9 protein-coding genes are annotated in these 14,086 nt (G+C 63.1%); 4 read left to right on the plus strand and 5 right to left on the minus strand.

All coding sequences use genetic code 11. From position 1 onward, the window contains the following. Window positions 1-109: 109 nt before the first annotated feature. Window positions 110-1,162, minus strand: a complete 1,053-nt coding sequence (locus IDH44_RS06600) for a substrate-binding domain-containing protein (RefSeq protein ID WP_190915902.1) — start codon at window positions 1,160-1,162, stop codon at window positions 110-112. Between the two features lie 434 nt (window positions 1,163-1,596). Between IDH44_RS06600 and IDH44_RS06605 the strand changes: the two genes are divergently transcribed. Beyond that, entirely contained in the window at window positions 1,597-2,871 is a 1,275-nt protein-coding gene (locus tag IDH44_RS06605) for an FAD-dependent oxidoreductase (protein WP_263364365.1), read from the plus strand. Between the two features lie 223 nt (window positions 2,872-3,094). Here IDH44_RS06605 and IDH44_RS06610 read toward each other — a convergent pair whose 3' ends face one another. Further along, window positions 3,095-3,589 (minus strand): restriction endonuclease, encoded by a 495-nt coding sequence (locus tag IDH44_RS06610; RefSeq protein ID WP_223869424.1) that lies wholly within the window; start codon window positions 3,587-3,589, stop codon window positions 3,095-3,097. A gap of 1,171 nt (window positions 3,590-4,760) precedes the next feature. On the opposite strand from IDH44_RS06610, the gene IDH44_RS06615 reads away from it, so the two are divergent. The 3 genes from IDH44_RS06615 (at window position 4,761) to IDH44_RS06625 (ending at window position 8,832) form a co-directional block, all read left to right on the plus strand. Then, the gene (locus IDH44_RS06615; RefSeq protein WP_190915904.1) at window positions 4,761-6,695 is read left to right on the plus strand and encodes an AraC family transcriptional regulator; all 1,935 of its coding nucleotides are present in this window, start codon (window positions 4,761-4,763) and stop codon (window positions 6,693-6,695) included. 187 nt (window positions 6,696-6,882) lie between these two features. Continuing rightward, window positions 6,883-7,983 (plus strand): ABC transporter substrate-binding protein, encoded by a 1,101-nt coding sequence (locus IDH44_RS06620; protein ID WP_190915906.1) that lies wholly within the window; start codon window positions 6,883-6,885, stop codon window positions 7,981-7,983. 30 nt (window positions 7,984-8,013) lie between these two features. Next, window positions 8,014-8,832, plus strand: coding sequence for an IucA/IucC family C-terminal-domain containing protein (locus IDH44_RS06625; RefSeq protein ID WP_190915983.1), 819 nt, complete (start codon window positions 8,014-8,016; stop codon window positions 8,830-8,832). Window positions 8,833-8,871: 39 nt separating this feature from the next. Here IDH44_RS06625 and IDH44_RS06630 read toward each other — a convergent pair whose 3' ends face one another. From IDH44_RS06630 to IDH44_RS06640, 3 genes are all read right to left on the minus strand, one after another. Then, window positions 8,872-10,737, minus strand: a complete 1,866-nt coding sequence (locus IDH44_RS06630) for a cache domain-containing sensor histidine kinase (RefSeq protein WP_190915908.1) — start codon at window positions 10,735-10,737, stop codon at window positions 8,872-8,874. Continuing rightward, window positions 10,730-12,367 (minus strand): response regulator, encoded by a 1,638-nt coding sequence (locus IDH44_RS06635; protein WP_190915910.1) that lies wholly within the window; start codon window positions 12,365-12,367, stop codon window positions 10,730-10,732. The genes IDH44_RS06630 and IDH44_RS06635 overlap by 8 nt, the downstream gene beginning before the upstream one ends. A gap of 129 nt (window positions 12,368-12,496) precedes the next feature. Next, window positions 12,497-14,062: an extracellular solute-binding protein gene (locus IDH44_RS06640; protein WP_190915912.1), complete on the minus strand. Its 1,566-nt coding sequence runs from the start codon at window positions 14,060-14,062 to the stop codon at window positions 12,497-12,499. Window positions 14,063-14,086 lie beyond the last annotated feature (24 nt).

Raw genomic sequence — 14,086 nt, forward strand, 5'->3', positions numbered from 1 at the left:
GCGCCCATGCGGCCCTCCCACGTCCATCGTAACCGGATGCGGGGCCGCGGCGTTAGCGACTGCGATGACTTGTTGCAGGACTCCGATGACTTTTTTGAGGACCTCAACCTCAATCCGCGTCCGAGCGCGGCGGGCCGAGCGTGCTGCCGGCATGGAAGCCGCCCCGCAGCCGCACATGCTCGTACGGCAGTAGCGGATTGGCGAGGCGCCGCAGCATGAGCTCGGCGGCGCGCTCCCCCGCCTCGCGCACGAGCAGCAGCGGCCGCGACACGTGGGCGATGTGCGGATTGGCTTCGTTCTCCATGGCGATCAGCGAGAGATCGCGAGGCCGCGCCAGGCCGAGGAAGTCCGCCGCCACACCGACCCACTCCGCGCGGTCGGGGATCGTGCTCAGCACGGCCGTATAGCCGCCCTCGCTCAGCCGCTGCCGGATCTGCTCCATCCAGACGGCGCGATCCGCCGTCGAGGTCGTGACATGCGCCTCCGGCGATGTCGGCGTCTCCTGCAGCGCCGGCTGCCTCGCGCTGCGCAGGAAGGCCTCCCAGCGCAACCGAAAGCCCCGCAGCGACGCGATATCCCCAACGTACAGGATGCGCCGGTGGCCGTGCCGCTGCAGCTCCTGCACGGCGCGCTGCACCGCGTATTCCACGTCCCAGATGACGCTGTCGACCTCCGCCAGATCGGGCGGATAGTTGAGCAGCACCTTGGGCAGCTCCAGCCGCAGCAGCGCCGCCTCCATCCATTCCGGCAGCGCCGCCGTCAGGAACAGCCCATCGGCAAAAAACAGCTCGTTGCGCGCCAGCCACTCCTCCAGCTCGCGCTCGCCCGCCAGCTCGTAGGGCACGAGCAGCGGCGCCAGCGAGTGGCCGAGCTCGTTCAGCCTCAGCCGCACGCCCTCCATCTGCAGGCGGTGAAAGGCCGAATCGCCGATCAGCATGGCGAAGCGGCGCGGCCGCGTCTGCGCCCACGGGATGCGCTCGGCGGCGATGCCGGCCTCCTGCTCCTTGGTGCGGTAGCCGAGCGCGCGGGCCCGGTCGATGACCAGCTTGCGCGTCGATTCCGCCATCCCCGGCAGCCCGCGCAGCGCCTTGGAGACGGTGTGGATGGTGAGGCCGAGCTCGTCGGCGATCGTTTGCAGCGTGACAGCCTTTCTGCGCGGCATGTCGATGTCCCCCTTTTTCATGAACCTCTGATTGTCTTACCCGAGCATACCGTTCGCCATTCGCGCCACGATGTGGGCGAAAGCCAGCTCTAATGGACATGAGAGCCGCTTAGCGCCGTTTTTTGGCTACCTTTCACATGTAACGGTCATGGGAGACGCCTAGAGAGGATTATGGGCCGTGTAGGCGGCTGAAATGACCGCTAAGCGCCCGTAGTGTCCGTTAGAGCCGCGCACGCGTCCAATTGATGCGCTAAGCGCCCGTGATGTCCGTTAGAGCCGTGCACTCGTCCGAATCGCTAAGCGTCGGTGGTGTTTCGGTGGTGTCCATTACAGTTGCCGTTGTTTTAATTGTAACAAAAATGGAACTATAATTTGAGGCATTTCTCTCCTAAAATGAAAGTCAAATCCCATCGCATGCGGAAAGGAGCATCATCATGTCCCAAAACGAAGTGGAAATGAAGCGCACGGTATCCGTGCATGATACGGCCGATGTGATCGTCGTCGGAGGCGGACCGGCCGGTACGGCCGCAGCCATCAGCGCCGCCCGCAGCGGCAAGCGCACGATCCTGCTGGAGCATTCCGCCCAGCTCGGCGGGATGGGCACGCTCGGCAACGTGAGCGTCTTCATGGGCATCGGCAACGTCACCGGCATCTATCGCGAGATCATCTCGGAGTTCCTGCCGGCCGCGCTGCCCGACTCGCACCACGAGTCGATCTGGCCGCAATACTCGCCGTTCGAGCTGCGCCACTATCTGAATCAGAAGCTGGAGAAGGAGGGCGTGTACGTCTATTACCACACCAGCTTCGTCTCGGCGATGCTGGAGGGCAAGCGGGTGAGCGGCGTCTTCGCCAATACGCGGGAGGGACTGAAGGCGTTCGCGGGGGCGGTCGTCATCGATTGCACCGGCGATGCCCGGGTGGCGGTCGACGCCGGCGTACCGACCCATGCCGGCCGCGAGGAGGACGGCTTGACCCAGCCGATGACGCTGATGTTCATGATGCAGGATACCGGCAAGCCGGTCGCCCAGTCGCTGCCCGAGGACGGCTACCGCTACGAATCGGTCGAGGAGCTGCCACAGGGCCGCCACCTGTACTGGGGCGGCATGGGCGACGGCACGCTGCTGGTCAACATGTCGCGGGTCAAGGGCAACGGCGCCAAGATCGAGGACATCAATTACGCAGAGAAGGAAGGCCTGCGCCAGGTGCTGTCGATTGCCAATTACCTGCAGCGCACGAACCATCCGAATCACATCCTCTCCCACGTGCCCGGGCAGATCGGCGTGCGCGAGACGAATCAGATCGAGGGTCGCTACACGCTGACCGAGGAAGATCTGACGAGCGGGCGCCGCTTCGAGGACGTCGTCGCGCAGACGAACTACGAGATCGACATTCACAATCCGACCGGCCAGGCCAATACCGACGAGCGCAAGCTGGACGGCTACGACATCCCGTACCGCTGCTTGCTGCCCGCCGAGATCGAGGGGCTGATCGTCGCCGGACGCAGCATCTCCGCCAGTCATGTGGCGATGTCCTCGATGCGCGTGCAGGCGACCTGCTACGCGCTCGGCCAGGCGGCCGGGATCGCCGCCGCGCTCGCCATCGAATCCGGCAGCGCGCTGGCCGACGTCTCGATTCCGCTCCTGCACGAGCGGCTCGCCGAGCAAGGAGTCGTGTTTCAGAAGCCGGTGAAGAGCGGGGAAGGGCGGTGAAGTCAGGGCCTAGTCCTGCTGCTGAACTGACACACGCTGCGCGGATGAGATGCAGCGTTTTCGATCGGAAGAAGGAGTAAGCCAAAAACGTGCCGGCGATCAGTCGGCACGTTTTGGTGTAATTTACAGGACATTGTCTTCCAAGAAGTAGTCCTGGTCGATTTTCTTTTCTTCGTACGTGGCCAGTCAGTTGAAAATGATGCACTAGCGCCTCAATGGTACTTCATCCCACACGCTTCCCCTTGCGCCACCGCATTAACTTATCTTGGAGCGCTGCACCGTTGATTAATTTGATATTAAGCCGTTCTGCCGCCTCTCTTGCGGATTTGGTAAAGTGGCTAGTGGTGACAATCCATGCGTCATAGCAGCCGTGCACTTGTTTGCCCGCCTTGAGGCGCAGCACAATATCGTTCCCGACATCCCGCTTCCAACGCTTGCATTGCACGGCTATTTTGTACCCTTCTTTCCCTTGCAGAATTAAATCCACCTCATGGTCGCCTGCCCCGCCTACTCGGTTAACGCGGTAGCCTTGATCGATGTAGTACATCTCCATTAATCGCTCGAAATCAGTGCCGGATAAGGATTGCACATCCGCTCGAATTAAGCTTTGGTCAGACAGTTTTTTTGAGGTAGACGGTTTGGCGTGTTTCTCGGTTCTGGAAGGAGCAGCGGATTTTTTCGAGTTCTTTTTGGCCGAGCGTCTCCGGGCGGTCCACATCGTCCCCAGCACCTCAGAGACGACCATTCCAACCAAAATAATACCTACGAAAAAACCCCAGTGTAAATTAGCAAGGCGAAACGGCTGGCGCCGGCCTCTGGCGGCGACACAAGTTACGTTCCGAGAAATCTAGACAAGTATAGGGCACGTCTTATACTTTCTATGATTTTAAAACTGCCGTCCCGGCGAGGATAAATAACCCGCGCAAGGCATTTGCGAGCTGCCTTCCTTCCGCATGATAGGTTTTGGCCATCTATTCCCAGACTCCCTTCGATATTTTACTTAAATATTCGACATACTAGGACTTTTTTCCTCCCCTTACTTTTACATCTCACCTAACGATTGACAACCCTCTTCGCATAAAAGCCTCCCCCTCCACCCTTTTTTGCGTTATAATTGATAATGGTTATCATCAAGGCGAAACGGCTGGCGCCGGCCTTTGGCGGCGACACAAGTTACGTTCCGAGAATAGATAGAGCCATTTATAAGTGTGGAACTTATAAATTCTATCTATTCAAGGCGAAACGGTGAGGCTGGTTTTTTATAGCCGAATAAGTTTCGTTCCGAGAAAGATAAGACCGGTATGAGCGATCAGCTTATACCTCTTATCTTTCAAGGCGAAACGGTGAGGCCGGCTTTTTATGGCCGAGTCAGTTTCGTTCCGAGAAAGAGAAGACCGGTATGAGCGATCAGCTTATACCTCTTATCTTTCAAGGCGAAACGGTGAGGCTGGTTTTTTATAGCCGAATAAGTTTCGTTCCGAGAAAGATAAGACCGGTATGAGCGATCAGCTTATACCTCTTATCTTTCAAGGCGAAACGGCTAGCGCGGGCCTTTCGCGGCGACACAAGTTACGTTCCGAGAATAGATAGAGCCGTTTATAAGCGTGGAACTTATAATCTATTCAAGAGGAAACGGCCGGTCTCTTGCGCTGTCCTTTGACGGCGCGGAGGACAGCTTACCGCTTGATCCAGCACCTTACGGACATTTTTGTCCGTCAGACTATGAATTCGGCTTGAATGCGGGCGCCAGAGCATGCTAACGGTCAAAAGTGTCCGTTACAACTCGCATGAGCCACAATCGACGTTGTAACGGTCATTTCCGTCCGTTACAGATTACAACTTGCAGCGCCCTCCTTCGGCGGCGCGATAAAAACGGGAGTTGACGCCGCATGATGAATATCGAAGAGCAGCTTCGCCATTGGAACGCGGCCACGGTGCACATCACTGGCATCGAGCGCCTGGCGCTGGATACGCATGGGCCGCCGCAGACGTACCGGCTCGCCTCCAGCGCCTTCCTGTATATTACGCACGGCAGCGCGCGGCTCGATCTTGACGCAGCGGCGGCTTGCGGCGGCGCAGGCCTCGACCTGAACGCAGCTGCGCCGCACCGGCTGGTGCGCGGCTATGCCTGTCATGCCGGTCAGGGGGCCGTGCTGACCGTCGCAGACGTGACCGAGCCGCTGCACGGTTACTTGCTGCACTACCAGGCCGATACCGGACCGCCGCTCGGCGAGGAAGCGCAGCACGCGCTTGCCCACACCGAGGCGTTCGCACAGTCGTACGGCGTCCAGACCGTCCGCGCCGCGGCGCTGGATCGCCTGCTCGCTCAGCTCGAGACGACTTGGGCTCGCGCAGGATCATTGGCCCAGTTGCAGACCAAGGCGCTCTTCTATCAATTCGTCTGCGAGCTGATGACGCAGCTGCACGAGGCGCTCCCGGCGCCGCAGACGACTCAGACGTGGCAGGCGGCGCCCATACTGAGGCCGATGCAGCTGCCTCCGACGTCTGCACTGACGCCGGCGCAGCAGTCGCAGCCTCCTGCTCCGACACCGGACCTGGTGCGTCAGGCCGCCCGCTACATGGACGAGCACTACGCCGAGCCGATCACCGCGGAGGCGCTCGCCGCGCGGCTGAATTGCAGTCCGCGGACGCTGCAGCGCCTGTTCGGCAAGCGGCTGGCGCTCGGCCCGATCGACTATCTGATGCAACTGCGCATCGACCGCGCCAAGACGCTGCTGCAGAGCACTCGCGCCCCGCTCAAGGCAATCGCCGAGGCGGTCGGGTACGCGGACAGCTACTACTTCAGCCGCCTGTTCAAGCGGTACGCAGGGGTGTCGCCCAGCGAATATCGGACGGCGATGGAGCAGGCGCGCGCCGCGGAGGAAGGAGCATGCCCCGATCCGTCGATCCGCTGCGCCGCGGAGGACGCGGACAGCCGCGGCGGCGCGCAGGCGACCGATCCGCTGCAGGCGGCCGTCCGGCGGGCGCTGCCCACGGTCGTGCATCTGCGAGGCGAGCTATCCCTACATCGCCGGCCCCGGCGGATCGCCGTGCTGGACCCGCAGTTCCTGGATCATCTGCTGGCGCTGGACACGCCGCCGGCCGGCAGCGTCACGGTGCCCGGGGACGGCGGCTTTCCGACCTGCATGACAGCCTCCCCGGCGGGCGCGATCGAGCCTCTGGGCACGCTGGCCTCTCCTCGGCTCGATGCGCTGTGCGAGCTGGCTCCGGACCTGATCATCTGCACGGAATTGCAGGCGCCTCTCTACCCGAGCCTGGCGACGATCGCGCCGACCGCGATGCTACCGCGCAACCGCGATTGGCGGGAGACGCTCCGCACGCTCGGGCGAATCACGGACCGGCGCCAGGAGGCGGAGCGCATCCTGCAGCGCTATCGGCACAAGACGAGCGAGCTCCGCTCCAGGCTGAGCGAGCGGCTCCATGCGCAGTCGGTCACGATGATCCGGCCGCGCCATAATGCGATCCGGCTGCATACGAGCGCGCATCGTACCGCTTCGATCCTTTACAAGGATCTCGGCCTGCGTCCGCCGGAGCAAGCCATGTATCGCAAGCGCACCAGCTCGGCGATCGCGCTGGACACGCTGCCCGAACTGGATACCGATCATTATTTTGTCCTGACTGACGACACCTGCCCGCGCTGGACCCGAGACCTTCAGCATTCGGCCGTCTGGCGGAATCTTCGGGCCGTGCGCGAGCAGCACATCTACCCGGCCTCCTCGAGCCTCTGGATTGCGTATTACGGTCCGATCGCCATGAATCAGGTCGTCGATCAGGTCGCGGCGGCATTTTTGAAGGCAAGATAGCTCGCCCTTTTTTGCCCCAGGCTGTCGATGCGGCGTTGGCCGCGCCCGTCGACGGCTCTTTGTCGTGTCGCCATTGTCCATGCGCGATTGGCGCAGATATCCATTGCACAGAGCGGCCGTCATGCTTATAGTGGTCTAAGTGAGGATGAAAATTATTATCAACTAGAACGAAGGAGCGGTATGAGCAATGGTACGATCCATGTATTCGAAACGCAAGCTCTCGTGGAGCTTGATGCTACTTGTCACGTTGATGATGCTGTTGGGCGCTTGCGCCAACAATGACGACCAGGCCGACCCCGGCACCGGAGCGGCAACGTCAGACGAATCGCAAACGGGTAATACGGATGCGGGCGGCCCGGCCGAGGGCACGTCAGCTGGCACGGACGCGGAAGCAGGCAACGCTGCGGAAGAGGCAGACGAGAGCGCAGACCCTTCTTCCGAAACGGCTGCCGAGCTCGACACCCCGGTCACCATCCCGACGCTGAAGGGCGAGATCACGCTGGAGCAGGTGCCAGAGCGGATCGTCGTGCTGGACGTGCAGTACGCGGACCAGATGCTGGCGCTGGGCGAGCGGCCCGCGGGCAGCGTCATCGCCGGCACCGACGGCGGACTGCCGCCCTATCTGGGCGATCAGATGGACGATATCCCGCTGCTCGGCACGTATGTCGAGCCGAATCTGGAGGGCGTCCTCGCGGCCTCGCCGGATCTGATTCTCGCGACGGAATTCCACGAGGACATCTATGAGGATCTGCTCAAGATCGCGCCGACGCTGATGCTCGAGCGCAACGAGGACTGGCAGACGGTGCTGGCGAAGATGGGACAGATCCTGAACAAGCAGCAGGAAGCGCAGGACTGGATCGCGGCATACGATCAGAAAATCAGCACGCTGAAAGCAAGCCTCGCCGAAAAAATGAGCGGGCAAATCGTGGCCCTGGTGCGCCCGAGGGACGGCCTGATTCGGCTGCAAACGACCTCGCATCGCACCTCGCAGATTCTGTACGACGACCTGGGTCTGACGCCGCCCGAAATGGCGGTCAACGACGCGGACACGAGCACGATGATCTCGCTCGAGGTCCTGCCGGAGCTGGAGGCGGAGCACATGTTCCTGCTGCAGGACGACACGAATGCCGCCCTGACCCAGGAGCTGCAAAACACGAGTATATGGGAAAACCTGAAAGCTGTGCAGGCGAATCACGTCTACGAGCAAAATACGGCGCAATGGGTCGGGTACTATGGGCCGATCGCCATCGACCTGATCGTCGATCAGATCGCCGAGGCATTGGAGTAAGATGACGTCAGCACAGCGAGAGGAGGCCCCATGAGCGGCCAATCGAGAATATCACAGCAGGAATGGGCGGACCTGCGTGCGCAATTCGGCCTGTGCAGGCGCACAGCCGGCCCAGGCGCCATCCCCGACGTCAGCATTGGCGCCGGCGCCTCCGCCCTTGCGATGCCGGCCTCGCATTTGCTTGATCCGGAGCGCGGCTCGGCCTATCTGGACCGATTGACCGAGCGGCTCAGGGCGCCTTCACGGATGACGGCCGCCTCGCAGTTCGTCAAGCGCTACGCCTTTGTCGCCGCCGTCCCTGTGCTGTACGCGATGACGGCGTACGACAAGGGACTGCACGCACGCGCGGAACATTGCCTCCTCGAAGCAACGCCGGACCGCTGGCTGACGCATATCCGCCTGGCCGACGACCAGGCAGGCTCCCCCGCACCCGGCGGCCGTCACGCCTGGCGCGAGGCGCTCCTGCATGCCCTCTTCGCCGAGAATATGGGGCCGATCATTCACATGCTGGCCGAGATCGCCCGCGCGCCCAAGCCGATGCTGTGGGAAAATGCCGCGGTGCGCGTCTACTCGCTGTACGAAAAACGGCTCGCCGCTTCGGAGGATGAAGCGGTGCGGGCGCGCGGCCGCGAAGATTATGCCTATATGCTGCACCAAGCGCCCGGCGCCCTCTTCGGAGAAGCGCGCAACCCGCTCCTCCGATTCTATGGCGACGCCGCGCCGGCAGCCTCCCTCGCGCCCGACTGCGACGCGCCGTCCGGTACGCCGACGCGCATCCGAAAAACCTGCTGCTTCTATTACGAAGTGTCTCCGGTGGAAGAGTACTGTACAAGCTGCCCCAAATTGTAAGCCGTCGGATAGCCGATCCTAAAAAGCGCCAGAGGCCAGCTATGACTCCGCCGACCCCGTGTCCCCCGGCACGTCGGCCTTCAATCGCACCGTCACCGTCGTGCCGCTCCCCGGCTCCGAGACGACGGACAGGCCGTACCCTTCCCCGGCATAGAGCCGAATGCGCGCATTGACATTGTACAGCCCGTACGAGCTGCCGCCGCTGGTCGGAGCGGCCCCGCCGTCCGGCGCTGCGGTCAGCAGCCGGCGCGTCTGGGCCTCGTCCATGCCGATCCCGTTGTCCGTCACGGTCAGCAGCAGATCACCCTGCGCGCGGCGCGCGGCGACGACGATGCGACCCTGCCGGTCCTTGGCCTTGCGGATGCCGTGCAGCAGCGCATTCTCGACGATCGGCTGCAGGATCAGCTTCGGCATCACGCGCTCCTCCAGCCCGGGCTCGGCGTCGATGACGTATTCGAAGGTCCCCTGGAAGCGGCTCTGCTGGATCGCCAGATACACCTCCACGAGCTGGAGCTCGTCCTCGACCGTCACGATGCTGCGCCCCTTGTTCAGACTGAGCCGGAAGTACTTGGCCAGGCTGTCGATCATCTGGCTGATGTCGTCCGCGCCGCGGCCGATCGCGATCCAGTTGATCGTATCGAGCGTATTGTACAGGAAGTGCGGGTTGATCTGCGCCTGCAGCGCCTGCAGCTGCGCCTCGCGCTCATGCAGCTGTGCGGCATACTTCTCCTCGACCAGGGTGCGCACGCGCAGGATGAGATGGTCGACGCTGCGCTCGAGCATCTGGAAGTCGCCGTTCACCTGCGGCAGCTCGCGCAGCCCGTCGCGGCCGTCCTTGCCCTCCCGGCGGATCGCGGTGATGACATGATGGACCCGGCGGTTCATGCCGCGCACGATGATCGCCAGCAGCAGGAACGGCAGGATGAGGAACAGGGCGACATAGGCGATCAGCGACGTCCATTCCGCCTGGCGCGTCAGCCGCACCGACTGCGGCGAGAGCTGCGCCTCGGTCCCCTGGGCGATCAGGTGCCAGCCGGCCTGCTCCAGTCGGGTGTGCATCACCTCGTAGGGCTGGCCGTCCAGGCTGACGGTGCGGAGGCCGTCCGTGCCCCCCAGCGCGGCGCGCACCGCCTCGGGCACGGCCGTGCCGATCCGCGGCCGGTCCGGATGGTAGACGATGCGCCCGTCCGCATCCGCAATATATACCTCGGTGGAGGGCGCGAACTGCAGCTCGGACACGATCTGCGCGAGCATCGACTCGCGCACGTCGATCATCAGCACCCCAGATACCCGGTCGTAATTGGCGGGATCGCGCAGCATGCGCGCCGCCGAGAAGATGCGGGCTTCGCCGCTGCCCAGGAATTCCTCCCCGTATGCGCCGCGCCACACGATGCCTCCATTGTCCGCCAGGATCGCCTCGTACCACGGCTCGCCTCGCAGACTGTCGAGCGTAAAGAAGTTGACCCGCTCCTCGGCGTACAGCTTGGAGCTGTCCACGAACAGCCGCATGTGGAAGACATCCGGATTGGTCTGGATCGTGTCCACGAGATAGCGCAGATCCCGGATCACCTCGATCTGCGTCGCGATCGAGCGGTCGTCGGGGCGGACGGCCAGATATTCGTGCAGCTTGGCATTCATGAAGGCGGCATCGCTGATATTGGCGATATGCTCCAGGCGGTACGACAGGTTGCTGCCGGCCTGCTTGAGCGCCTGCTGCATCGTGCGCAGCACCTCGCTCTTGAGAATCGCCGAGGAGCGGGCGTAGTACCCGTAGAGGAAGACCGCCGCCGGCAGCACGATCAGCAGCAGATAGGCGAGCAGCCACGGCCGCGGGATCGTGAACCGGTGCAGCAGGCCGCCGCTCCAGGCCGAGAGGCGCAGCATCGCCGCGCGCAGCTTAGCCATGATGCTCGCGATAGGCGCTCGGCGTCAGACCCGTCGCTTTTTTGAAGAGGCGGGTGAAGTAGCTCGGGTCGTTGTAGCCGATCGCATAGCAGATGTCGTAGAACTTGTGCTGCGGCTCGCGCAGCAGCGCCTTGGCCCGCTCGATCCGCACCTGGGTCAGGTATTCGTTGATCGTCTGGCCGGTCTCCTGCTTGAATAACAGGCTGACATACGTCGGCGAGAGATAGACCGTCTTGGCGATCTCGGCGACGGTCAGCTGGCTGTCGCCGTATTGGCGCTCGATGACCGTCCGCACGCGCTCGACCAGATTGGCGACCTTGCCGGAGCGCCGCTCGCGGATGCGCCCCCCGACCTCGCCCAGGTACGCCGCCAGCTCCTCCCGCATCTCGCCCAGCGTCTCGCGCGCGAGCAGCGCATGCCACAGCGCCGTCTCCGCCGCCTCCAGCTCCGGCGTATGCAGCTCCATCTCCAGCAGCAGCTGGCGCACCGCCAGCACGATCTGCAGGCAGACGCTCTGGCCGTACTTGAGCCCGTCGCCGCGATTGCGGCTCAGCACCTGGAACACCTCGTCCAGCGCCGCATCCAGCCGGTCCGACTCATCGCCCTTGAGCGCGGAGAAGAGCGGCTCCAATTGCTCGGCATCGACGCGGTGCAGCGCCGGCTCGCCGCCGCGCTCGGCATGATGCAGGCTGTCCATCGTGATGATCCGGTTCTTGCCCAGGTACCAGCGGTGATCGGCCGCCTCGCGGGCCTGCCGGTAGGCCCCGGCGACCCGCGCCAGCCCCTCCGCCCGGTCGCTGATGCCGATCGTCACGCCGAGCCGCAGGTAGCGCTCCAGGCTGCTGCGGATATCGGCCGCGAGCGCGAGCAGCGCCTCCGCGCCGTCGGGCGACTCGCCGCCCTCGAGCGTCTGCAGCAGGCCGACGAATTCGCCGTGCTGATGCGCGATGACGTAGCCGCGGAAGTAGGTGTCCACCAGCTCCTGCACGATATTGAGCACGGCGTACCAGAGCAGCTGGGCGTCCCGCTCCGAGCGCGACGCCGTGACCTCGCTCAGGTCGTCGATCTCGACCACGATGACCCAATAGGCGGACGTCACCGGCAGATCGAGCCCCAGGAAGGCGATGCGCTCGTCCAAGCCCCGCCGCGGCGCGCCGCTCGTCATCAGTGCCAGCAGCAGCCGCTCGCGCAGCAGCGGCAAGCCTTCCTTGAGCTGCTCCATCAATTGACGGCGCTGCTGCTGCTCCCGGCGCTGCGCATCCAGCTCATCCACGACCCGCCGCACGACCGCCTCCAGCTCCTTGCGATTGACGGGCTTGAAGATATAATCGGTGGCGTTGATCTTCAGCGCGGACTTGAGGTAATCGGCGTCGTCATGCCCGCTGATGAACACGATCTTGCACTGCGGATGCGACTGGGCGATCCGCCGCGCCATCGTGATGCCGTCCATGCTCGGCATGCGGATGTCGGTCAGCACGAGGTCCGGCGGCTGCTGTGCGATCATCTCCAGCGCGACGTCGCCGTCATCGGCCTCGCCCGCCCATTCGATGCCATAGGCCGTCCAGTCCACATAGCGGCGCAGCCCGGCCCGTACCGCGGGCTCGTCGTCGACAATCAGCATCTTGTACATCGCTCGCTCTCCTCTCCGGGGTCATTCGGCTTGGTCTCATTGTATCACGACGGACGCCGACCAGCGCCAAACGGCAAGCGCGAGCCCTGCTCGCACTTGCCGTCTGATTCGCTTCGCATGGCTGCTTCGTTACCGATTCGCATACCATTCGTTGACTTCGTTTACGCTCGCCTCGCCGCCGGCGGCATTGTACTTCGCCCGGAACTCCTCCAGGCCGTCCAGCGATTCGGCGCCCGCAATGAGCTTGATGGTGTAGTCCCCGACCATCGTCTCGAGCTGCTGGTTGTTTTTCGAGTACGTCGGCATGAAGGGCGACAGACCGAGCACATTCGTGATCTGGATCTCCTCCGGCTGCTCGTTGTTCAAGAAGCTGAATGCCTCGTACATGACCGGATTTTTGCGCACGCGCGCTTGCCAGTACTGCGGGTAGTGCTCCGTCACGCCCGACATGTAGTTATTCGCCAGATTGCGCTCGTCGGTGAAGATCGGCTGGATCGGCACGTAGGCTCCGTCTTCGACCTTGTAGTGCGTGCCTTCCTCGCCGATCGCCAGGCTCTTGAACGTCTCTTCCTCCAGCGTCGCGTTGATCCACTTGATCGCTTCCTCCGGATGATTGGAGGACTTGGGGATGAAGGTCAGCCGGTCGAAGCCGGAATTGGCCGAGAAGCCCGCCTCGCCCGAAGGGCCGGTCAGCGCGCCGATGAATTCGAAGGCTGCGTCCGGATGCGTCTGCGCCAGCGTCTCCGCCAGCGCCGGGATGTCCGCCCAGTGGACGATGATCGCGCCGGCCTGACCGCTGGAGAATTTCTCCTTGGCGGTGGCGTCCTTGTTGGCGACGAATTCCGAATCGAGCAGCCCCTGCTCGTACAGGTCCGACACATACGTCACATAGTCGGCATACGACGGATCGAGGATGCGCGGCAGCAGCTCGCCGTCGACCTCGTTCCAGGCGTTCGGCATGCCGAACGCGCCGACGATATTTTCCAGCATCGGCTGATTGCCGTGAATGGTCAGCGGCACGTTCTTGTTGCCGTTGCCGCCCGGATCCTGCTCCTTGAACGCCTGCAGCGCCGCGGTCAGCTCCTCCAGCGTCGTCGGCTTCTCCAGACCGACCTGCTCCAGCCAGTCGGTGCGGATCAGGATGCTGCTGTTCACCTTATAGGTGACCGCATCCGGAATCGCATACAGCTTGTCGTTGACTTTAACCGCTTCCATCATCTCCGGGGTGAGCGCGGCCTGGATGTTCGGACCGTATTCTTCGATCAGCGGCATCAGGTCGACGAGCGCGCCCTTCTGGGCGAAGTCGGAGTAGAGCGCCTTGTCGGCGTAGATCGTGACGGCGTCGTACGGCTCGCCCGAGCCGAGCAGCAGATTCAGCTTCTCCTGCCACTTGTCCTGGGGCAGCATGTCGTACTTGACCGGATAGCCGGTCTTCTCCTCCAGCAGCGCCGCTACCGGGTACGTGTTGTAGTCCTCGCCTTGCCAGACGCTCAGCCGCTTCAGCTCCGGCTTGTCGGCATCCGCGTTTGCATTTGTACCCTCTGCCGCCGTATTGCCATTGCCATTGCCGTTTGCCGGCGCGTTGTTGCCTTCGCCGTCCGACCCGCCGGACGAGCATGCCGAGAGCACGAGCAGCAGCGCCGTCAAGACGAGCAGCAGCGGCTGCAGCCGTTTGCGTTTCTGGTTGTTTTTCATGGATAGACCCTCCTGAAATTCATT

Origin of the sequence: Paenibacillus sabuli, from assembly GCF_014705605.1 — a bacterium.
Lineage (GTDB): Bacteria > Bacillota > Bacilli > Paenibacillales > Paenibacillaceae > Paenibacillus_D > Paenibacillus_D sabuli.

Bases quoted from the DNA above. Each gene is read 5' to 3' on its own strand.
- IDH44_RS06640 (WP_190915912.1), bottom strand. From the start codon at position 14,062: ATGAAAAACAACCAGAAACGCAAACGGCTGCAGCCGCTGCTGCTCGTC.
- IDH44_RS06625 (WP_190915983.1), top strand. From the start codon at position 8,014: ATGAGCGGCCAATCGAGAATATCACAGCAGGAATGGGCGGACCTGCGT.
- IDH44_RS06620 (WP_190915906.1), top strand. From the start codon at position 6,883: ATGGTACGATCCATGTATTCGAAACGCAAGCTCTCGTGGAGCTTGATG.
- IDH44_RS06630 (WP_190915908.1), bottom strand. From the start codon at position 10,737: ATGGCTAAGCTGCGCGCGGCGATGCTGCGCCTCTCGGCCTGGAGCGGC.
- IDH44_RS06600 (WP_190915902.1), bottom strand. From the start codon at position 1,162: ATGCCGCGCAGAAAGGCTGTCACGCTGCAAACGATCGCCGACGAGCTC.
- IDH44_RS06605 (WP_263364365.1), top strand. From the start codon at position 1,597: ATGTCCCAAAACGAAGTGGAAATGAAGCGCACGGTATCCGTGCATGAT.
- IDH44_RS06615 (WP_190915904.1), top strand. From the start codon at position 4,761: ATGATGAATATCGAAGAGCAGCTTCGCCATTGGAACGCGGCCACGGTG.
- IDH44_RS06610 (WP_223869424.1), bottom strand. From the start codon at position 3,589: ATGTGGACCGCCCGGAGACGCTCGGCCAAAAAGAACTCGAAAAAATCC.
- IDH44_RS06635 (WP_190915910.1), bottom strand. From the start codon at position 12,367: ATGTACAAGATGCTGATTGTCGACGACGAGCCCGCGGTACGGGCCGGG.